24 protein-coding genes are annotated in these 19,782 nt (G+C 64.2%); 12 read left to right on the plus strand and 12 right to left on the minus strand.

The genetic code is table 11. The annotated features are described in order from the left end of the window. The first annotated feature begins 19 nt into the window (after nucleotides 1–19). The gene (locus K5554_RS06315; RefSeq protein ID WP_221040294.1) at nucleotides 20–934 is read left to right on the plus strand and encodes a ketopantoate reductase family protein; all 915 of its coding nucleotides are present in this window, start codon (nucleotides 20–22) and stop codon (nucleotides 932–934) included. 89 nt (nucleotides 935–1,023) lie between these two features. Here K5554_RS06315 and K5554_RS06320 read toward each other — a convergent pair whose 3' ends face one another. The 5 genes from K5554_RS06320 to K5554_RS06340 form a co-directional block, all read right to left on the minus strand. After that, nucleotides 1,024–1,263, minus strand: a complete 240-nt coding sequence (locus tag K5554_RS06320) for a DUF2933 domain-containing protein (protein WP_221040295.1) — start codon at nucleotides 1,261–1,263, stop codon at nucleotides 1,024–1,026. 112 nt (nucleotides 1,264–1,375) lie between these two features. Then, nucleotides 1,376–2,302: a cysteine synthase A gene (gene cysK, locus K5554_RS06325; RefSeq protein ID WP_221040296.1), complete on the minus strand. Its 927-nt coding sequence runs from the start codon at nucleotides 2,300–2,302 to the stop codon at nucleotides 1,376–1,378. 15 nt (nucleotides 2,303–2,317) lie between these two features. After that, on the minus strand, nucleotides 2,318–2,995 hold the full coding sequence (gene epsC / locus K5554_RS06330; RefSeq protein ID WP_221040297.1) for a serine O-acetyltransferase EpsC: 678 nt from the start codon (nucleotides 2,993–2,995) through the stop codon (nucleotides 2,318–2,320). Between the two features lie 494 nt (nucleotides 2,996–3,489). Continuing rightward, the gene (locus K5554_RS06335) at nucleotides 3,490–3,942 is read right to left on the minus strand and encodes a YbjN domain-containing protein (protein ID WP_221040298.1); all 453 of its coding nucleotides are present in this window, start codon (nucleotides 3,940–3,942) and stop codon (nucleotides 3,490–3,492) included. A 168-nt stretch (nucleotides 3,943–4,110) separates the two neighbouring features. Continuing rightward, entirely contained in the window at nucleotides 4,111–4,302 is a 192-nt protein-coding gene (locus K5554_RS06340; protein WP_221040299.1) for a hypothetical protein, read from the minus strand. Between the two features lie 422 nt (nucleotides 4,303–4,724). Between K5554_RS06340 and K5554_RS06345 the strand changes: the two genes are divergently transcribed. The 3 genes from K5554_RS06345 (at nucleotide 4,725) to K5554_RS14565 (ending at nucleotide 8,298) form a co-directional block, all read left to right on the plus strand. Then, a complete protein-coding gene (locus K5554_RS06345) occupies nucleotides 4,725–5,735 on the plus strand; it encodes an aldo/keto reductase (RefSeq protein WP_221040301.1) in 1,011 nt (336 codons plus the stop codon). 422 nt (nucleotides 5,736–6,157) lie between these two features. Next, complete coding sequence (locus K5554_RS06350) at nucleotides 6,158–6,688, plus strand: tryptophan transporter (RefSeq protein WP_221040303.1); 531 nt, start codon at nucleotides 6,158–6,160, stop codon at nucleotides 6,686–6,688. A gap of 179 nt (nucleotides 6,689–6,867) precedes the next feature. Continuing rightward, nucleotides 6,868–8,298 (plus strand): methyl-accepting chemotaxis protein, encoded by a 1,431-nt coding sequence (locus tag K5554_RS14565; RefSeq protein ID WP_221040304.1) that lies wholly within the window; start codon nucleotides 6,868–6,870, stop codon nucleotides 8,296–8,298. Here the strand turns inward: K5554_RS14565 and K5554_RS06360 are convergent. After that, the gene (locus K5554_RS06360; RefSeq protein ID WP_221040305.1) at nucleotides 8,295–8,750 is read right to left on the minus strand and encodes a MarR family winged helix-turn-helix transcriptional regulator; all 456 of its coding nucleotides are present in this window, start codon (nucleotides 8,748–8,750) and stop codon (nucleotides 8,295–8,297) included. The genes K5554_RS14565 and K5554_RS06360 overlap by 4 nt on opposite strands. Before the next feature lie 108 nt (nucleotides 8,751–8,858). Here K5554_RS06360 and K5554_RS06365 point away from each other — a divergent pair, with 108 nt between their 5' ends. Together K5554_RS06365 and K5554_RS06370 are read left to right on the plus strand one after the other, a co-directional pair. Next, nucleotides 8,859–9,053 (plus strand): hypothetical protein, encoded by a 195-nt coding sequence (locus tag K5554_RS06365; RefSeq protein WP_221040306.1) that lies wholly within the window; start codon nucleotides 8,859–8,861, stop codon nucleotides 9,051–9,053. Between the two features lie 82 nt (nucleotides 9,054–9,135). Further along, on the plus strand, nucleotides 9,136–9,330 hold the full coding sequence (locus tag K5554_RS06370) for a hypothetical protein (RefSeq protein WP_221040307.1): 195 nt from the start codon (nucleotides 9,136–9,138) through the stop codon (nucleotides 9,328–9,330). A 182-nt stretch (nucleotides 9,331–9,512) separates the two neighbouring features. On the opposite strand, the gene K5554_RS06375 is transcribed toward K5554_RS06370, so the two are convergent. The 4 genes from K5554_RS06375 to K5554_RS06390 form a co-directional block, all read right to left on the minus strand. Continuing rightward, nucleotides 9,513–10,283, minus strand: coding sequence for an RNA-binding protein (locus K5554_RS06375; RefSeq protein ID WP_221040308.1), 771 nt, complete (start codon nucleotides 10,281–10,283; stop codon nucleotides 9,513–9,515). A gap of 36 nt (nucleotides 10,284–10,319) precedes the next feature. Next, nucleotides 10,320–10,469, minus strand: coding sequence for a hypothetical protein (locus K5554_RS06380; RefSeq protein ID WP_221040309.1), 150 nt, complete (start codon nucleotides 10,467–10,469; stop codon nucleotides 10,320–10,322). A gap of 57 nt (nucleotides 10,470–10,526) precedes the next feature. Then, nucleotides 10,527–11,159, minus strand: coding sequence for an SdpI family protein (locus K5554_RS06385; protein ID WP_221040310.1), 633 nt, complete (start codon nucleotides 11,157–11,159; stop codon nucleotides 10,527–10,529). A 144-nt stretch (nucleotides 11,160–11,303) separates the two neighbouring features. Further along, entirely contained in the window at nucleotides 11,304–11,660 is a 357-nt protein-coding gene (locus K5554_RS06390) for an autorepressor SdpR family transcription factor (RefSeq protein ID WP_221040311.1), read from the minus strand. 205 nt (nucleotides 11,661–11,865) lie between these two features. Here K5554_RS06390 and K5554_RS06395 point away from each other — a divergent pair, with 205 nt between their 5' ends. Genes K5554_RS06395 through K5554_RS06410 form a run of 4 tightly spaced genes read left to right on the plus strand, consistent with a single transcriptional unit; the run spans nucleotide 11,866 to nucleotide 14,441 of the window. Then, nucleotides 11,866–12,390 carry an RNA polymerase sigma factor gene (locus tag K5554_RS06395; protein WP_221040312.1) on the plus strand — a complete coding sequence of 175 codons (525 nt, stop codon included), beginning with the start codon at nucleotides 11,866–11,868 and terminating at the stop codon, nucleotides 12,388–12,390. Then, a complete protein-coding gene (locus tag K5554_RS06400; protein ID WP_221040313.1) occupies nucleotides 12,391–12,939 on the plus strand; it encodes a hypothetical protein in 549 nt (182 codons plus the stop codon). Beyond that, entirely contained in the window at nucleotides 12,926–14,044 is a 1,119-nt protein-coding gene (locus K5554_RS06405; protein ID WP_221040314.1) for a hypothetical protein, read from the plus strand. The genes K5554_RS06400 and K5554_RS06405 overlap by 14 nt, the downstream gene beginning before the upstream one ends. Before the next feature lie 37 nt (nucleotides 14,045–14,081). Then, nucleotides 14,082–14,441 carry a hypothetical protein gene (locus K5554_RS06410; protein ID WP_221040315.1) on the plus strand — a complete coding sequence of 120 codons (360 nt, stop codon included), beginning with the start codon at nucleotides 14,082–14,084 and terminating at the stop codon, nucleotides 14,439–14,441. Nucleotides 14,442–14,618: 177 nt separating this feature from the next. Here the strand turns inward: K5554_RS06410 and K5554_RS06415 are convergent, their stop codons facing one another. Then, the gene (locus K5554_RS06415) at nucleotides 14,619–15,350 is read right to left on the minus strand and encodes a GntR family transcriptional regulator (RefSeq protein ID WP_370636972.1); all 732 of its coding nucleotides are present in this window, start codon (nucleotides 15,348–15,350) and stop codon (nucleotides 14,619–14,621) included. Between the two features lie 171 nt (nucleotides 15,351–15,521). On the opposite strand from K5554_RS06415, the gene ilvD reads away from it, so the two are divergent. Both ilvD and K5554_RS06425 read left to right on the plus strand, forming a co-directional pair. Further along, nucleotides 15,522–17,201: a dihydroxy-acid dehydratase gene (gene ilvD, locus K5554_RS06420; protein WP_221040317.1), complete on the plus strand. Its 1,680-nt coding sequence runs from the start codon at nucleotides 15,522–15,524 to the stop codon at nucleotides 17,199–17,201. Between the two features lie 139 nt (nucleotides 17,202–17,340). Beyond that, the gene (locus tag K5554_RS06425; protein WP_221040318.1) at nucleotides 17,341–18,753 is read left to right on the plus strand and encodes a sodium:solute symporter; all 1,413 of its coding nucleotides are present in this window, start codon (nucleotides 17,341–17,343) and stop codon (nucleotides 18,751–18,753) included. Between the two features lie 156 nt (nucleotides 18,754–18,909). Here K5554_RS06425 and K5554_RS06430 read toward each other — a convergent pair whose 3' ends face one another. Next, nucleotides 18,910–19,779 carry a CoA-transferase subunit beta gene (locus K5554_RS06430; RefSeq protein ID WP_221040319.1) on the minus strand — a complete coding sequence of 290 codons (870 nt, stop codon included), beginning with the start codon at nucleotides 19,777–19,779 and terminating at the stop codon, nucleotides 18,910–18,912. Nucleotides 19,780–19,782: the final 3 nt, after the last annotated feature.

Raw genomic sequence — 19,782 nt, forward strand, 5'->3', positions numbered from 1 at the left:
TTAAGGGGGAGGGGTCGGGATGCGGATCGCGGTGGTGGGCGCGGGAGCCATGGGGTGCATCTTCGGCGGTACCATGTCGGAAGCCGGGCATGAAGTGACCCTGATCGATGTCTGGGCGGAACACGTCAACGCCCTCAACGCGCGGGGACTGAGACTTACCGGCGTGAGCGGCGACCGGACCATTCCCGTGCATGCCGTCACCAGCCCCGCCGGGCTGCCTGTGCAGGACGTGGTGATCGTGTTTGTCAAGTCCGCTTTCACGGAGACGGCGGTGCGCCAGGCGGCCGCGCTGATCGGCCCGGAGACCACGGTGCTCACGCTCCAGAACGGCCTGGGCAACGCCGATAAAATCGGGGCCATCGTCGGGGCGGAGAAGGTGGTGGCCGGGGTTACCTCGCACGGGGGCACCATGCTCGGCCCTGGTGAGGTACGCCACGCGGGACGCGGCGAAACGGTGCTGGGGGAGCTGAGGGGCGGGCTGACGCCCCGGCTGGAGCGGCTGGCCGCTGCCTTTACCGCCGCCGGCCTGGAAGCGCGGGCGGTGGAGAACGTAGACAGCCTGGTGTGGAGCAAGCTCCTGGTGAACGTGGGGATCAACGCCGTAACGGCCGTCCTGCGGGTTGCCAACGGGGAACTGCCGAAACACGAGGCCACGCGAGAGCTGGTGCGTTTGGCGGTGGAAGAAGGGGCGCGCGTGGCGGCGGCCAAAGGCATAAAGCTTATCCACGCCGACCCGGTGGCCAACTGTCTTAAGGTGGCCGAGCTCACCGGCCCCAACCTGTCTTCCATGCATCAAGACGTGCGGGCCAAACGGCGGACGGAAGTAGACGTGATCAACGGCGCCATCGTGGCCGAAGGGGAGAAACTCGGCATCCCCACACCGGTGAATAAGGTCCTCACCAACCTGATCAAGGCCATTGAGGCCACGTACTAGGCGTGGTTTCCTCTTTTACCGGCAGCCCGGCGGGTGCAAAAAAGCAGCTCAGGCTTTTTCCTGGCTGCTTTTTTCGCCCGAAAACAGATTCAGTCCTGTTGTTCGGCAGGCCTTTTATCCAGCTGGGCCGGCGCCTTTTCATGGCAGTTTCCCGGCTGGTGCTGTCCGCCGTGCAGGCCGTGCATCATGAAGACGTGCATGAGCGGGCAGAGCAGGAACAGACCGTACGGCAGGAGGCGGGCGAAGACGCTCGGCCCGGCCAGGAAGAGAGCTCCGCCGAGGATGACGGCCCCAAGGAGCAGAGGCACCAGGTAGCGGTTACGGTCCATCGTTTCTACCCCCATTCGGCTGCTCGAATACCCATACCATCTAGGGGTAGTATATCTGACCCAGACCTGAAAGTCAAGGCACAAGAACCTACGAGTGAGGGGAAGCTTGCGCCTACACGTCGGCGAAAAGCGGAGTGGAGAGATACCGCTCCCCTGTATCTGGGAAGATGGCCACGATCAGCTTCCCCTTGTTCTCTGGCCGGGCGGCGAGCTTGGCGGCCGCCCAGGCGGCGGCGCCGGCGGAAATCCCGGTGAGGATGCCCTCTTCGCGCGCCAGGCGGCGGGCCATGGCGAACGCCTCCTCGTCGGGCACAGGGATGATCTCGTCCAGAAGGTCGCGGTTCAGCACTGCGGGCACAAAACCGGCGCCGATGCCCTGGATGCCGTGCCGCCCCGGGGTGCCGCCGGAGAGAACGGGGGAGGCGGCCGGCTCGACGGCTACGGCCCGGAAACCGGGTTTACGCGCCTTGATTACCTCGGCGATTCCGGTGATGGTGCCGCCTGTGCCCACTCCGGCGACGACCATGTCTACTTTACCGTCGGTATCCTGCCAGATCTCCTCGGCCGTGGTTTCTCGATGGGCGGCCGGGTTGGCGGCGTTTTCAAATTGCTGGGGAATGAAATACCGCGGGTCTTCGGCGGCCAGCTGCTGGGCGCGGGCGACGGCGCCTTTCATTCCCTCGTCGCCGGGCGTGAGGACGAGCTCGGCGCCCAAAGCCTTTAGGATTTGTTGCCGCTCGCGGCTCATGGTCTCGGGCATCACCAGAACGCAGCGTATGCCGCGCGCGGCGCAGGCGAAGGCCAGCCCGATGCCGGTGTTGCCGCTGGTAGGTTCAACTACCACCGAGTCCGGGCCTAGTTTCCCGGCGCGGGCCGCCTCGTCCAGCATGCGCACGGCGATGCGATCTTTCACGCTCCCTAAGGGGTTAAAGAATTCCAGCTTCGCAACGACCGTGGCGCCCTGCGGCGGCACCACCCGCCGCAGGCGCACCAGCGGCGTGCGCCCCACCAGTTCCGTGATATCATTGGCGATTTTCATCGCAGGGTCTCCTTTCTAGATGTAGTACTCCGGTTCGACGCGGCGGCGCGGCGGGCGCCGGCCGGCAGCGGCGGCAGCAGATCCCGCCTCCGTCCAGAGGGCCTCCCAGGCCGCCACGCGCCGTTCCAGAAAAGCCAGCCGCTGTGCCAGCGGCGCCCACGCCTCTGCCTCAGCCAGGGCGCGCGGACGCACCGTGCGTGCCGGTACACCCACCACAGTGCTCCCGGGGGCCACGTCCCGCACCACCACGGCGCCGGCGCCGATCTTCGCGCCGTCGCCGATGTGGATCGGCCCCAGGATCTGCGCCCCGGCGCCGATGAAGACGTCGTTGCCCACGATGGGGTGGCGCTTCCCTGTATCTTTTCCGGTGCCGCCCAGCGTCACCCCGTGGTACAAGGTGACGTTGTCGCCGATTTCGGCCGTCTCACCGATGACAATGCCGGCGCCGTGGTCGATAAAGAGGTTGCGCCCGATGCGGGCCCCGGGATGGATTTCAATCCCGGTGAGGTGGCGGTTGACCTGCGACACCAGCCGCGCCCCAAAGCGCAACCGCCGTACATAAAACCAGTGGGCGATGCGGTGCAAAAAGACGGCGTGCAGCCCCGGATAGCAAAAGACGACTTCCAGCAGGCTAGGGCGCGCCGGGTCCCGGGCCTGGATGGCCCGTGCCAGCTGCCAGAGCTCGCCGAGCATAAAGGGTTCCTCCTTTCAAACTTCGCATGTACCGGTGTTCGCAAAGCCGGAGCGAACAGCCCGCACAACAGCTGTCGTCTTCTCGGTCGTGTTCACTGCGGTCTGCCTCTGGACATCGCGCGTACCGCACCAGGCCCACCTCCTTCCAAAAGAAAAACCTCCGCCTCTTCAGAGGCGAAGGTTTGCTTCGCGGTTCCACTCTGCTTGGGCATAGACGCCCACCTCGGCAAGGAGGACTATCATCCCCCGCGGCTTTTAACGGGCCTTCCCGGCGGCACCTACTTCCTTCGGTACCGCGGCTCCGGAGTGCACTTCAGCTGCTTTCCCTGGGCACTGCTTTCAGCCGCCGGCAGCACCTCTCTGACAGGTACCTGCAACCTACTCTACCCCGTCTGTGCCTTGCTCAGCTAATTTGACAGCATTATAGCACGCCGGTTGAACCAAGTCAATGTTTTTCTCGCCTGCTGCCTGGCGCGGCGACAGTGGGCGCACGTTCAGCCTTCCACCTGCGAGATGGCCTGCTGGGGTGTGAGGTTGCCGTAAATCACACCCATGATCCCGGGCAGGTAACGGTCCATGGTGCTCAGGTTGGCGTAAACCAGGTTCTTGACGAGCGCCGGGGTGAGTTCGGCGTCCTCGACGTCGATGGAGGTCTTGTAGCGCACCTCGCCGTCGCGAAAGTCCAGTTCAAAGTTGCCGATCACCAGGCCGTAATTGGCCCGGGTAAGGTATTCGGCCACCGCCGCTCGCTTTCCCTCCGGAACCTTCACCGGACACACGGAGAAAAACAAAAACTGCTGCTGCTCTTCCCGGGCTTCGGCCCAGCACTGCCAGTTGCCGTTGTGGCCGCTGCAGGGCAGGCTGAGGATGGGCTTGCCTTCGATACGGGTAAATTTCCAGTCATCTTCCGTAAAGAAGCGAACGGCTGTCTCCAAAATCGGGCCCATACGGCCCACCTCCTAGGAAGAGGATAGTTTTCGAGGTGAAGTACTAGAGTGTATTCGCCACGGTGGAGGCAGGTTCCTGCAAGGGGGCGGCCCGATTGCGAAGAAGTACAAGCTGGGCGTGTGTGCTGCGCCCCGGCGTGCGGCGGGGGTTTTCGCCCCCCCGCCTCGTTAGAGTTCAAGATCTGCCAGGCTTTCCGCCTTGAACGATTCTACCACCAGGGTGCCGTTCTTAAGGCGTTCCAGCACAGCCCGGCAGGCCTTAAGCCGCGCTGCGTCGAGGGGAGTGAAGCCGGGGGTGCCTTCGCGGGCTTCGAGCCCCGCAATCATTTCCCGCAGTTCCTCGACGTTGACACCGGTCATGTCTGAGCCCTCCTCTCAAAAAGTGCGGCGGCCGGCACGTGCAGCGCGGCCAGCCGACCAGGATGTCGGCGCTGCCGAGATAGGTTGTGGTGTCGGTCCGGCCACGGTGTCGGCGGTGGAGTACGGTGACCGGGGTGTGAGGTCGATGCCGGGGGCGTGTCACTTACGGTAACGGCCGCCGGCTGCGTACCGCGGAAGGTGTCGATGCTGGAGATGTGCCCCGCGGTCGCGTGGGTGACGCGGTTCCTGGAGGCCAGGTGCCGAAACGTTTTCTGCCTGTCACAGTGTATTCCGGCCCGGCACGGCAGGTGAACGCACCCTGGAGGGGAGCAATGACAAAAGCCTGGAGACCAGGCAGGATTCGGCCGGAGAGTGGCGAACGTTACGAAGGAGTTTTCTTTTAGCTGAGGAGGTTTTCAAATATGGAAAAGAGGAGGCTCGGCCGAACCGGGCTTGAGGTTTCGCTCATCGGGATGGGCGGCATACCCATCCAGCGGGTGGGTAATGAAGCAGCGGCAGAGATTCTCCGGGCCGCGCTGGCGGCCGGCATCAACTTCTTCGATACAGCGCGCGGCTACACCGACAGCGAGGAGAAGTTTGGCTTGGTGCTCGGCAGGCAAGGACCGCGCCCCGTCATCGCCACTAAATCCATGGCCCGCACGCGGGAGGGCATGACGGCGGATATCGAGCGCAGTCTGGCCGAGCTCAAGGTGGATTACATCGACCTCTACCAGCTGCACAACGTCCGCTCCCGGGAAGAGCTCCAGCAGGTCCTGGCGCCCGACGGCGCCCTGGCTGCCCTGCGCACGGCCCAGGCGGCGGGGAAGGTGCGGCACGTGGGCATCACCGGGCACGTGGTGGACACGCTGGTGGAAGCTGTGCAGACGGGCGAGTTCGAAACGATTCAGTTTCCTTTCAACGCAGTGGAAACGGAAGGGGCGGAGCGGCTGCTCCCGCTGGCGGAGAAGCTGGACCTGGGTGTCATCGTCATGAAACCGCTGGCCGGCGGAGCGCTGCGCCCGGCCGCCTTGGCGCTGCGTTTCCTGCTTGCTTACCCGGTTTCCACCATCATCCCGGGCGTCGATTCCGTGGAGCAGGTGCAGGAAAACGCCGCCTTGGGGGAGTACGCTGTCCCCCTTAGTGCGGCGGAAAAAGAGGAGCTTAAGGCGCAGATCGCACGGCTCGGCAACCGCTTCTGCCGCCGCTGTGAGTACTGCCTGCCCTGCCCGCAGGGCATCCGCATCCCCCTTGTGTTTACCTTTGATGGGTACTGGACGCGCTACGGGCTTAAGGAATGGGCGGAGGAGCGTTACCGCGCCCTGGACGTCAAAGCCGGCGCCTGCGTAGAGTGCGGCACCTGCGAGCGCCGCTGCCCCTACAGCCTGCCCATCCGCGAGATGCTCAAGGAGGCAGTGAACCATTTCGGCGAATAGGGCTTGACAAAGCCCGGGCGGCTGTGATAGGGTAAAAGACAATCAAGGGGAACTTCAATGAGCGGGAAGAGTAGGCCGCGCGGGCGTGCCGAGAGAGCCGGGGAAGGTGGAAACCCGGTCACGCGAGCGGGGACCGAATGGACCCGGGAGAAGCAGATCGAAACGCGCCTCAGGGCCGGCCGGCAGGAGGCGCGGAGTAGTGGCTGCCGGCGGTCCGCCGTTACAAGGACAGGGTATCGGGCACAGGCCCCGTACCTTACGAGTGGGGCCTTTCCGGCCCAAGCAGGGTGGTACCGCGAGCAAACCTCTCGTCCCTTTTCGGAACGAGAGGTTTTTTGTTACCGGAGGAGGCGAACGGCATGACGTGAAGGGCGGAGCAGACCATTAAGGCGCCGATTCTTAACAAACGAGGAGTGGATAACGTGAAAGTCAAAGAAATGGCCGTCACCGCCTTGTTTCTGGCGCTGGGGCTTATCCTTCACCAAATCACTGTCGGCCTCCTGGCTGGGATGAAGCCGGATTTTGTCATCACCATGCTGTTTGTCTCCTTCCTTATCATCCGCAACGCGCGCCTCACGCTGCCGGCAGGCCTGGCGGCGGGCATCATCGCCGCGCTCACCACCTCCATGCCGGGTGGCCAGCTTCCGAACATCATCGATAAGCTCATCACCGCTGCCGTGGCCATGGGGTTGATCAAACTTCTGGGTGGACGACTGAACACTTACCTGCTGGCGGGTCTGGTGGGTTTCCTCGGTACCATCGTGAGCGGCCTGGCCTTTATCACCGCAGTCGCTTTCATCGTCGGCCTGCCGGCACCGTTTATGGCCCTTTTCGTGACGGTGGTGGTCCCCACGGCGGTGATCAATACCTTCCTGACCCCCTTCCTCTACGGCCTTGCCCTGGCCCCGGCGCGTTCGTTGGGCCTGGCAGGACGCGCGAAGCACTCAGCCTGAAACTACCCGCCCCGGCCCTTCAGCCGAGGCGGGGTGACACCGCGTTTACTGCCTCAGACTGCGCGCCGGTCTGGGGCCGTTTCTTTTCTTAGGGCATATCTACCTACTTGACCATAGCTTCCCTCCCGGGTATACTTAAATAGTAAGAAGTACGATTATAATTACCGGGAGGGAAGTCAATGCTTCTGCCTTGGTCAAAGGGGACTGCCCACTCCGGCTCCCAAGATCCCTGCGGCGCTAAAGAGGCGGTCTTCCTTGCGGAACTCACGGCCGTCGTACGGCAGGGCTTGGTGGCCCCGGCGGCCCCCGTGTCCTCTCTCACCGACCGCGCGCTTGCGGTACTCAACCGGCCGTGGCAGGCGGCCCGAACCCTGGTGAGCGGTTTCAGCGCGGGTTTGGTCGGCTTGGCCGGCCGCGCCGTCGCCCTGCAGCTGAAGGTGGATGATCTGACGGCGGCCAGTTCCCGGCAGAGCGAGAGCCTGCAGCAGGCAGCGGCGGCGGTGGAGGAACTGGCGGCCGCGGCCACCGAGGTGGCCCAGGCCGCCAACCAGGCCTCAGAGGACGCGGTAACGGCGGGCGAACAGGCCACGGCCAACATCCAGGCCGTCCGCCGGGCGCTGGCGGCGTTCGGCACGCTGCAAAGTGAGATGCTGGCGGTGAAGGACGAGGTCCTGGGACTGGTGGAAGTGGCGCGTGGCATCGAAGAGGTGGCCGCCTTCATCGCGGACGTTTCCGATCAAACGCGCCTCCTGGCTCTTAATGCCAAGATCGAAGCGGCGCGCGCCGGAGAAGCGGGGCGCGGTTTTGCGGTGGTGGCGGATGAAGTGGGTAGCCTTTCGCGCCGCACTCAGGAAGGAGCGCGGCGGGTACGCGAGCTGGTGAGCGAGATCACGCAGCGCCTGGGAGCGGCCGCCCGGCGGGCCGAGGAGCTGGCCGGACGGGCATCCGCGGCCGGGGCAGAGATGGCGCAGGCACCGACGGAGCTTACGGCCATCCAGGAGCACCTGCACAGCATCACCGGGCACCTGGAAAGCATGGCCGCGGCGACGGAAGAGCAGGCGGCCGCCAGCGAAGAGGCGGCCGGCAGCCTGCAGGAGGCGGGTAACCTGGCACGCTCCCTGGCCCAGAGTGTCCGAGGGGCCGGGGAGGAGCTGGCGCAGCTGGCGGTGCAGGTAGAGGGGCTCCGGCGGTTGACGGCCATCGGCGACCTCCCTTTGAGCGGCCACGACATGCTGGCCCTGGCCAAGGTGGACCACCTGGCTTGGATCCAGCGTTTGCACAACTTGTTCGAAGGCCGGGAGAGTTTGAGCGCGGCGGAGGTCACCTCCGACCGCGAGTGCCGCTTCGGCCGGTGGTATCACGGTCCGGGGCGGGCCGCGTTCGGCTCTTACCCCAGTTTTGCAGCGCTCGCTGCCCCCCACGCGCGGGTCCATGCCCTGGCCCGGGAAATCACAGCGGCTTGGGGTGCAGGCGAAAAACAAAAGGCCCGCGCGCTCTTTCTGGAGCTGCAGCAGGTCTCGGGCGAACTCATGCAGATTATCGCCGACCTGGAACGGGAAGCAGAAAGCGGCCGGGAAAACAGCCCCGCGTCCTTGGACCTGGCCGGCTAGCTGCTTCGCGCCTCAGTCAGATTGACGGTTGCCTTCTCCAGGAGGGCCGTCAGGGTGCTGATTTCCCTTGGCGTCAGCGAGGCGAAGGCGGCGGCGATCAGCTGGGTGCGGGCGGCCTGTTTGGCCGCCAGCACTTGCTCGCCGCGCGGTGTAAGGCGCACCAGCACCAGGCGCCGGTCTTCCTCACTGTGCCGGCGTTCCACCAGCTCATCGTTCACCAAGCGGTCCACCAGGCTGGTGACTGCGCTCAGGCTCACCCCCAGCACGGCGGCGAGATCGGAAATGGTGCTTTCACCCTGACAGGCCACGTGACGCAAGACAAAGAACTGCGCGGGGGTGAGCGAATCGGCGGCGGCACTGCGGTAACGAGCATGCAGCAGGCGGATAAAGCGGCTCAGGGTGTTATCTAGCTGAGCCAGCAGTTCTCTCTCGGATTCATGGCCTTCGGACATGGCAAAACCCTCCCATGACTTGAAGAGGTTAATGGTTGGATGCCTTAAGTATATGCCAACCTCTGCCGAAACTCAAGGCGGGAACGGTTAAGGATAGTATCCCTTACGGTGGAGCTCTCGACGCAAGAAAACGCCCGGAGTTCCGGGCGCTATATTCTGATGCCGCGCCTAAGCGATGAACCGCTTAACCGCATCGGCCAAGAACTCAGCCCGGGGGGTAGCCGCCGGTCGGGCGAGCTTATGATTCAGCTGGGAAAGATTGTCAAGGCGAGTGCGGCGGGTCGGCCCGGCCGTAAATACTAATTAAGTGGAACCTTTGGCGGTGCGCCAACGTCAATAAGGAGGCAGCGGAGCTAAACTGGAGAGAAAGGTGAGGAGACGACGGGTGGAGAAGACATGCACGTCCTGCAGTACGCCTTTGGAGTTCATCGGAAGCGAACAGTTCCGTGTCGGCGGGACGACGGGCGGTTGGAAGCTCCTCTTTGGCGAGTGGGCTGAGCTGGGGGAAGGGATGATCGAGCTCGCAGTCTGGACCTGTCCTAAGTGCCGCAAGGTGGAGTTCTATTTGCCGGAGAAGTAGCCTGCCGGCGGAAGCGTCTCAAACGGGCATCAAAATAGTGGGGACATCATTTCCTGCGGTGACGTGGGCGAGGAGGGCCCGGGAGACCTGCGCGGCGTCAGGGCGCTCTTCCGCGGCTCTCATCAAGAAGTGCCTGTCAGGGTCAGGGGATCTCAGAAAAAAGAGCCCGGCCGGGGGCCGGACTAGAGATAGCGCTCGAGGACCGCGATGACGCGGCCTCTTTTTGTGTTACCGCCCAGTTCCACCAGGCGGGCCCGCCCCAGGCCGCGCACCGAGAGGACGGCGCCAGGCGGCACCGCAGCCGCCGGGTCGGTGACGGGTACGAAGTTCACCTCGACCCGTTCACTGGTGATGAGCGGTACGGCCTTGGTGCGCGAAAGGCCGTAAGCGGCCGCCAGGATGCTGTCCAGCCGCGGGGAGGCGACGGTGGTGCGGATCTCCTTCACCGGGCGCGGCGGTGGGGTGAGCTCGGCCGGGGAAAGGGGGACGACGCTCACCGGCGCGCGGCCGGCGCTTTTCAGGTTGGCGGCCACGTACGGCGCGATCTCCCTAAGGACCAGCACTTGGGCGCGCCCCTCTTCCACCAGGATGTCGCCCACCTGTTCCCGCTTTATCCCCAGCCCCAGGACGGCCCCCAGAAGATCGCGGTGGCGCAGGGTGTAAAAGCGCGCCGGCCAGGTGATAAGAAGAACGGCAAAGGGCGGGGTGCTTGCCAGTTCTGCCTCCGGGTCCAGGTATTCCGGACAAAGGAGCAGCACCTGGCGCTCGGCGTCGGCGTAGCCGCCACTTAAGGCGAAGCGCAGGTCGGCCGCTTCGCCTTTGAGGTAGCGGGCGGCGGCGGCGGCTTCCGCCGGATCGAGAAAGGGAGTGCTGCGCACCCGCCCGGTACGGCGCACCCAGCCGGCGGCGTCGGCGAGGCGCGCCTGCAGAAGCTTTAACGCTTCATTTTCCACGGCTGTTTTCCTTCCCTTCCTGTGGGCTGTGGGAGATCAGGCGCTGATGGTCCGATAGCGCCGTTCGGCGTAATGCACGGTGCCGTAGTCGAGCACCAGGCCGGCCAGGAGGAAAAGGAGCGCCGCCACGCCGTAAAGCGCGACGAAGGAGCCGAAAACTCGTGAAGTTTCGGGGTCAGGTATCAACTTTCCACAGTTTTTCTCAGGTTTGCGAAAAAGGCCGGCAGGCCCCGTCTGTGCTTTCTACTGGAGCCGGCGCCAGAGCAGGTAGGAATGAACCAGGGGGACGATCCCGGCCACGCTGAGGGCGATGATGAGAAGCGGCATGCCGATGGCGGGTGGGAACAGCGCGCCCACGGCCCCGACCAGGCCGGCCGCCACCCAAAGCCGCGCCGCTGCGCGGTGGGTGCGCTGCCAGACCTCCTCGCTGGCCAGGGTCCACGGAGTTTTAATACCCACGAAGTAGTTGTGCCGGATTTGCCCCATGACGTTGCCGAAGAAGATGAAAAGGAGCGGCAGCCCCAGACGAAGGAAAAGCGTCGGGCCGGACACATACCCCAGTGCTGTACCCAGGATGGCGAGCTGCATCCCGGACAGAAAGACAACCAGCAGCACCTTGATAACCTGGTAGGTGCCGGCGAAGCGGGCGTAGTTGGCGCGGTGCGGGTCCACCCGCGGTAAGACAAGGAAGAGCAGGTAGAGACCAGCTGTCAGCAGCGGCTGAAAGAGCACGGCAAACGTACGGCCGGCATACCCGTCCACCTCGCCGCGCCAGTTCCAGTGGCTGGGGACCTGCGCTGGCAGCCGCGGCTCCAGGTAAAGGCCCAGAGCCAGCGTTCCAACCATAAGCAACCACAAGGGCCAGTCTTTCTTCACTTCCGCCCAACTTCCTTTCTATCGGGGTCAGGTATCAACTTTTTGCTGTTTTTCTCAACTCTGCAAAAGGCAGTCAGGGTAAAGTAAACCCACTACCAGCGAAGGAACGATGGCTTTCAGCAGGGAACAAATAACCACTTGGCGTTAGCGTTCCCGATCGCCCGTTTCCCTTAAAGGATTCTTCGGCGGAGCAGGACCATCCTCCATCCCGGTGCCGGCCAGTTCCAGCAGCCAGGCGAGGGCTTCTTGAAAGACAGTGGTGTTAAGGGAATAGACGATGTTTTGCCCTTGCCGCTCGTCGCTCACCAGGTTGGCCTGCTTGAGAATGCCCAGGTGGTGGGAGATGCTGGGTTTCGAGATCGCAAAGTGGGCCGCGATTTCTCCTGCTGTTAAATCCTTCTCCCTGAGGAGCTCCAAAATGCGCCGCCGCGTCCCGTCCGCCAGCGCTTTGAATACCAGATTGAACGGCGTGTTCCCCACCTCTCTTCCCCGTGCTGACATCCGGATTAAAAGTGGTTACGAGACCGCGGACTGAAGTTAAATAATTAGATACATATCTAATTATATCCGGCTGTGGGGCAATGTCAAGACGGTACAGCGCGCAGCTCCTGGGAAAATAATTTAACAAGGCGGGTGCAGGGGTCGGGTGAACTGCTGCCGTCTATATAGCAGGGAGGAGGGAGCGGCGATTACCGAGCAAGAGGCCGTGGCCAGGGTGCTGGCCGGCGACAAGGAAGCCTATGCCTTCCTGGTAAATGAATACAGCGGCTACGTCCTGGCCGTGGTGCTGCCGGTGGTACCGAGCCCGGCTGAAGCGGAAGATGCAGCCCAGGAGGCCTTCTTCCGCGCCTACGAAAACCTGGCCGATTTTCGCGGCGGCAGCTTCAAGGCCTGGTTGGGACGGATCGCCCTGAACTGTGCGCTCGACAGCCGGCGCCGGGCCAGGCGCCGGGCGGCTCTCTTCGCCCGCATGGCGCAAGAGGCGACCGACCTGGACCGAAGCGCAGGGACACCCGCCGGGCCGGCGACCGAGGAACGGCTGACCCTGACGGCTCTCTTGGCCCGCCTGCCGCCCCAACAGAAAGAAGTGGCCTACCTGTACTACTTTTGTGAACTCAGTTACCAAGAGATCGCTGCGCGGCTGGGGATCAGTAAAAAGACGGTGGAGTCGAGCCTTTACCGCGCCCGCCGCTGGCTGCGGGCAAGGTGGCAGGGAAAGGAGGAGGGGTAGGTGCGGCACTATCAAGAAGAGGAATGGCGACGGCTGCGCGCCGGGACACTGGAAGCCGGGAAGGAGCAGGCCATGCTGGAACACCTCGCGATCTGTCCGGCCTGCCGGGATGGTTACCTGGCGTCCGTAACGCCGCGGGCGGAGGAGGCGGCCGCTCTGCTGCTGCCCGATGACTTCACCGGGAAAATCATGCGCGGCTTACCTGCCGCCCGGAGGCACGCCGCGCCGGTGAAGAAAGCGGAGCCGGAGCGGCACGCAGAGCGCAGCCGGCGCTGGCGGCTGGTCTCCTATGCGGTGGCGGCGACGCTGACCATGGCCCTCACCCTGGGCGGCGCCTTCAGCCAACTGGCGGACCTGCCCCAGGTGCGGCTGGGCGAACTGCTGCCCGAAGCGCTGCAGCACCAGGAGGACCGGTTGACAACCGTTTCATCGGCACCCTGGCCTGTCCGCTCAGCCGAGCGGCTGCTCCCCGCGGCCGATCGCCCGTTGGCGCTGCCGCCGCTCAAGGAGGTCATCACGAGGAGGTTTGAGGATAGTGCGAAGAAGTAAGGCGGTTACCTTTCTGCTGGGGGTGATCCCCGGGCTGCCGCAGATCTACCTGGGCTACAGCGGGCGGGGCATTCTCATCATGGCTCTGACGGCATTTTATACCCTTGGGGTCATCTTTCTGGCTGCAGCCGTGGGGAGCAGTAATTTCTTGGTGCTCTTGCTCCCCCTGCCTTTCGTGTGGCTGGGAGCCTTGGTGGATGCCTTTCTCCTCTTCCCCGGGCGCGCGGCGGAACCGGCACAGCAGCTGACCGGCCGCACTGACACCCTCCAGCGGGAGCTGCTCATTCTCGCCGCCCTCGTACCGGGCGGCGGGCAGATGTACCTGGGGGAGATGGACCGCGGCCTGCCACTGGCCGTCTTTTTCTTCGGGTGGTTGACCTTTGTCGGCTTTCTGGCGGCGGGAGTGGCCGGCGGCTTCATCACCCTCTGGGGGCTCCTGCCCATCATCTGGGTGTACAGCTTTTTTGATGCGCTCGAGGGCTGGCGCGCGCGGGAACGAGGGGTCGGTGCTTCCCGGCCCGGCCTTGTGGCAGAATTAGATACAGCGCTCCTGCACGGAGGCAGAAGCGGGGCCGTCGCCGCGGCGCTGAGCCTGGTGCCCGGCGTCGGGCACATGTACCTGGGACAAATGGAAAAAGGGCTCAGCCTGCTGGGCGGCTTTCTCTTGGTGCTCTTCGTCAACAATCTACTGCGCCTCAACCTGGCCTTTGTCGCTCTGCCGCTGCTCTGGTTTTACAGCGCGTTCGACGTGCTGGGTGAGCTGCCGCTCCTTGCGGAAACGAGCGGGCCGAATGCGGCGCGCTTCTCCAGCGGGAGCCAACGCACAGTCCAACGCTGGCTGGGTTACGCCCTGGTGGGTGCGGGACTCCTTCTTCTGGCGGACCGGCTGCTGGTACCGCAGCTTAATCCCCGGTTGGTACGGTACCTGCAGCCTGTAGCGGTGGCGGTCATCCTCATGGTTGTCGGCGTGAGACTCCTCCTGGGGACGCGCGTGCCGGGCCGAGCCGCAGAGAAAGGCGCGGCAGGGCGAAGTGCGGTTGAGGAGGATGCGGCTGAGAAGGAGCCGAATGAGAATAACAGCGAGAGGGAAGGTGGAGGCGCATGAGGCAGTGGCGCGACCTTTCGGCCGAGGGGAGGTTGATGTGACGTACGATCTGGTGGTCCCGCGCGCTTGCGGTCTGGAGTTGAACAGCCAAGGCTGGGAGGGGCTGGAGCTTAGGCCGGGCGCTTTGAGCCAGGACTGGCGGGTGACTGCCGGCGGTGACGTCTGCATTACGGTGCCGAAGGGCACCAACCTGGCGGTGGAAGCCCAGGTGGACCACCGCGGCGCTCTCGCAGGGAACGCCCCTTGGCAGATAGCCGGCGCGGACACGCCGCCGGGGCCGGACCGGGAACGCGCGGCCGAAGCGGAGGGGCCGGTGGAGGCTCGTGCCGTCTTCGGGCAAGGGAAACCAAGCCTTCGGGTTCATACCAGGGGTTCGGTGACCGTTTATACCGACTGAGTGACCAATCGGCCTGCAGCGGAAAGGCCCCGGCATTCGACCGGGGCCTTTTGTTACCCTTTTGTCACGGAGACTTGCCAGGGCACCCTCGGTTGGTAACCCCGGTCGCGGGGGCGCCAGAGGACAAGGAGGAGTCTCGCGTCCAACCGGCAACGGAAACGCCAGCGCCGCAAGAGCCTAGAGAAAGAGGTTGACCACACCTTCCGGCTCGAGGTACTTGAGCAGTTCAGCCGCTGCTTTTATGCGGTGTTCTTCCACCAGCTTGCCGGCTTCTTCTGCGTCGCGAGCCTTGAGGGCCGCGACAATGGCTTCGTGCTCACGCAGGGATTCCGCCGCCCGCGTAGGGGAAAGGAGGAAAACGGCCCGCAGGCGGTCGCGCCGCGCCCAGAGATCGTCGAGGATCTTAAGCAGGTGGTTGTTGCCGGCACAGGCGTGGATGGTGCGGTGAAACTCTTTATTTAAGACTCCGTACTCCGCCGGCCGATTGTTTGCCACATACAGCCGCATGGTTCCCAGCATGCTTTCCAGTTGTTCGAGTACCGCGGGCGTCAGGTGGCGGGTAGCTTCCCGCGTTGCCAGCCCCTCCAGCTCGCGCAGGATGGGGATGTCCTCCTTGAGGTCCGCGATCGAAATGCCGGAAACTACGGCACCCACGTTGAGGGTCCAGTTCACGTAGCCTTCCGTGTCCAAACGCTTTAGCGCCTCGCGCACGGGCTGCGTGCTGACGTGCAGCTTTTCGGCAATATCGGCCATGACCAGACGGACTCCCGGCTTGAGTTCGCCGCTGATGATGGCTTCCTTTATGGCGTGATAAACCCGTTCGCTCTTTGACCTGTACTGGTTTAGCGGCTGCTGAAGCAGTTGAGATTCCTCCCCTTCGCCGGTGCGAACACCAAAACCACTCTGCAGGTGTTTAGCTTACCTTCATTTTTCCACACAGCCCCGGCAATTCCTTCGCCCACCTTAACAAAAAGATGACAGGAAGATATTCTTGTCTAAACTGCACAAGAGATCTGAGGAGGAAAAGCCTGAGTACCGTAGTATGTATCCAGTATGATAGATGGGAATGAGGTGCAGGCGATGGAGAAGAAACCCTTTCGCAGCAGCATCATCGTAGACGGCATCGACCGAGCCGGCATGCGGGCCCACCTGAAGGCCATCGGCCTCCTCGACGATGAACTTAGCCGTCCCTTTATCGGCGTGGTCAACTCCTGGAACGAGATGCATCCCGGGCACAAACACCTGCGCGAAGTGGCCCAGGCGGTCAAGGACGGGATCCGCCTGGCGGGCGGGGTGCCGTTTGAGTTTAATACGGTAAGTATCTGCGACGGCATTGCTCAAGGTCACATCGGCATGTGTTACGTGCTGCCCAGCCGGGAGGTGATTGTAGACTCTGTGGAAGTGGTGGCTGAGGCCCAGCAGCTCGATGGCCTGGTGCTCATCGCCTCCTGTGACAAGATCGTTCCGGCAATGCTCATGGCTGCAGGCCGGCTTAACCTGCCGGCAGTGGTGGTGACCGGGGGACCGATGCTTCCCGGGAAGTTCCAGGGCCGGGACCTGGCCATCTACGAAATCCGGGAGGCGGCCGGGCTGCTTAAGGCCGGTAAAATGACCCCGGAAGAGTTTAAGGAAATGGAAGAGAACATCTGCCCCTCGGCCGGCTCCTGCGCCATGATGGGCACGGCGAATACCATGTCCTGTGTGGCCGAGGCCTTAGGGCTTACCGTGCCGGGGTGCGCTACAACCCATGCGGTGTATTCCCGTAAACTCCGGCAAGCGAAAGAGAGCGGCATGCTCGCGGTAGAGCTGGTGAAGAAGGGGATCCGGCCGCGAGATATTGTGACGCGTTCTTCCTTCGCCAATGCCCTCACCGTAGCCATGGCCTTGGGAGGCTCTACCAACACCCTGCTTCACATCCCGGCGGTGGCCCACGAATTCGGCTATACGGTGACGGCGGACGACTTCGAGGAGACCAGCCGGCGCACGCCGCATCTGGTGAACGTGAAGCCTTCGGGCAAGTACACCCTCTTCGACTTCGATCTGGCGGGCGGGGTTCCCGCGCTCATGAAGGAACTCGGCGAGAAGTACCTCGACTTGGACGCGCGGACGGTATCCGGCAAGACCTGGCGGGAGATTTTGCCCGGCTTCCGTAACCGTGACGAGCGGGTGATCACGCCGCTTTCGCAGCCCCTTCACGAACAGGGCAGCCTGGCCATCCTCAAGGGGAACCTGGCGCCGGAGGGGGCGGCAGTCAAACAATCGGCCGTCTCGCCCACCATGCTCGTGCACACCGGTCCGGCCCGGGTATTCAATTCCCAGGAAGAGGCCGTCGCCGCCATGTTCGCCGGGAAGATAAACCGGGGCGACGTTATTGTCATCCGTTACGAGGGCCCCAAGGGCGGACCGGGCATGCGGGAGATGCTCGCTGCGACCTCGGTACTCATGGGGCTCGGGCTGGGCGACAGTACGGCCCTCGTTACCGACGGCCGTTTTTCCGGGGCAACGCGAGGGCCGTGTATCGGCCACGTGGCACCGGAGGCGGCGCTGGGCGGAACCATCGGCCTGGTTGAGGAGGGAGACCTCATCACTATTGACATACCGGCCCGCACCCTCACGCTGCATGCGAGCGAGGAAGAGCTTGCGCGGCGGCGTGAGAGGTGGGTCCCCCTTCCGCCCAAGGTACAGAGCAGATACCTGCGCCGCTACAGCCAGCTGGTGGACAGCGTTTGGCGCGGCGCCGTGCTCAAGGAAAAGGCCTGAGGCGAGGGAACGCAGATGGGGGAGAGCGAGGAATGGAGGTACCGAATGTGCCGGACGGCGCCCGTAGCCGGTCAGCTCTGCGCCGGCTGCGAACGCTTTTATTCCAGATTTCCTCGGACCGAGCGAAGGGTGCCGGCAGGTGAGCGGCCTGACCACGGCTCACATGGTGAGCATAATAGCAACCCTCAGCCTGGTTACTGCGGTCGGGGTGTATTCCGGTCGCAGGATTAAATCGGCCGCGGACTTTTCTCTCGGCGGCCGCCGCGCCGGCTCCGTGCTGGTGGCCGCCACCATCATGGGGACGCTGGTGGGCGGCGCTTCCACCATTGGCACGGCGCAGCTGGCCTTCCGCTACGGCCTTTCGGCCTGGTGGTTCACCCTGGGCGGCGGTATCGCCTGCCTGATTCTGGGTCTGGCCTTGGCCGGGCCGCTGCGCGCGACGGAAAACGAAACCATGCCGGAACTCTTGGGCAAAGCGTACGGCGGTTACGCCTCGGTGACGGCCAGCCTGTTTTCTTCGGTGGGCACTTTTCTCAACCTCGTGGCCCAGGTGCTGGCGGCGGTGGCACTACTCACCTCAATGCTGGCGCTGCCCGCCTGGGCGGCCGCCCTGGCCGCGGCGGGGCTTATGGTGGCATACGTGGCGTTCGGCGGCGTTTGGGGTACGGGGCTCGTCGGCCTGGCCAAACTTGCGCTGCTCTACGGGATACTCCTGATTACCGGCGCGCTGGCCTACACCGGGTTAGGGGGTTGGGAGGGGCTGCGGGCCACTTTCCCCGCCCATCCCTGGTTCAGCCTGCTGGGGCGCGGCGCAGCCGCAGACCTCGCGGCCGGTTTTTCCTTGCTTGTCGGCGTGCTTTCCACCCAAACATACATTCAGGCCATGTTCTCCGCCCGGAGCATTGGGGCGGCCCGGAGCGGCGCACTGCTCGCGGCCTTCTTAATTCCTCCGGCCGGGGTTCCCGGCATCCTTATCGGGCTTTTCATGCGCAAGAATTTTCCTGATTTGGACCCGGCTCAGGCCTTCCCGGCCTTTGTGCTGCGCTTTCTCCCGGCGCCGCTCGCCGGCGTAGCCCTGGCTACTCTGCTCGTCGCCGTGGTAGGGACGGGGGCGGGGCTGGCCCTCGGCATCAGCACCATGGTCACCAAGGATATCTACCGGCGTTACTTTCCAGGTGCCGCGGGAGCGGACCGGAGCCTCCTCGTCTCCCGCCTGGTGATCGTTGCGGTCACGGGCCTGAGCCTGGTGGTGGTGCTGAGCGGCAACCTCAAGAGTCTCATCCTGGAATGGACGTATCTTTCCATGGGGCTGAGGGGGGCGACGGTATGCCTGCCTCTTCTCGCCGCGTTGTTTTGGCCCGGCCGTATAGCGCGGCCGGCAGGGCGGCTGGCCGTCATCTTGGGCCCCTTGACGGCCATCCTCTGGAAGGTGGGCGGCGCGGCGGCCGATCCGCTCTATCCCGGCCTCCTGGTGAGCTTCCTCACCCTGGCGTTGGGTGCTTTCCGAACAAGTCCCGGCGCGGCGGGCGAGGTGAGACGGCACCGGACCTAGGGGAACCTGTAAAAGATAGCGCCTCTCTCCCAAGGGAGGGGCTTTTTGCGAAGGCATCCTAACTTTACAGCACGACCACCGCCGCTTATGTCCGGCGGTGGTAGTTTTTCGGTCTGCCTCTTTCCTTGGTTGACATTCCGGAGGCTTCCCGCCCGCCTAACGTCCGCCCTTCCTCGTCCGGCCGAGGTAAAAACGGTGCGGGTCGACTTCGAGGCGGAGCACCCTGAGCTCTTCTTCGCTCGGCGGGCGGAAGGGCCGGGCGTGGGAGACGTCCAAGTCCCACCCCGTGTTTTCCCGCACCTCTTCCGGGGTGACTCCGGGGAAGACCTCGTCGAGAACGAGGATGCCGGTGACCGGGTCCGGCTTGAGCGTGCAGAGGTCGGTTATAACCTTAAGCTCCCCGCCCCGAAAGAGGCCGTAATCAAAACGGCTTTCGCCCGCCGGGCCGCGGCGGCCGGCGACGGTGGTGACGTAGCTCACGCGCGGGGGAAAACGCCGCTTTTCGTGGACCATCATCACGACGACCTTATCGGCCAAAGCGGCGATGGAATTGGCCCCGCCGCTGCCGGTGAGGCGAACGTCCGGCCCCCTGCCGGTCGGCGAGATGCCGGCCGGAAAGGGGCTGCCGATGGCCGTAGAGTTCAGGTTGCCGTACATATCGCACTCGGCCGCGCCCAGGACACCCAATGTACAGTAGCCGCGGGCGGCGATGGTACCAAAGGCGTCGGCCAGGGTGCCCAGGGTTGCGGCGCCAAAGGCCGCGCGCGGATCGGCCACCGAAATGGGGAGGTCGGCGATCTCCGGGTCGAACGTTCCTGCCTCGAGGATAATGGTAAGCGAAGGGGCCGTAGTCTTCTTGGCCAGCGTGGCCGCCAGAAGAGGAAGCCCCGTCCCGACGAAGGCAAAGGCTCCGTCCGTAAGTTCGCGGGCCACCGCGCAGGCGAGAAGCTCCATCGGCGTAAACTCGGAGGCCGTGAGGCCGTGCTGGGCGAGGTAGGCTTCGTACTTCGCATCGAGCGCGCACATCTT

Origin of the sequence: Gelria sp. Kuro-4 (genome assembly GCF_019668485.1) — a bacterium.
Classification (GTDB): domain Bacteria; phylum Bacillota; class DTU030; order DUMP01; family DUMP01; genus DUMP01.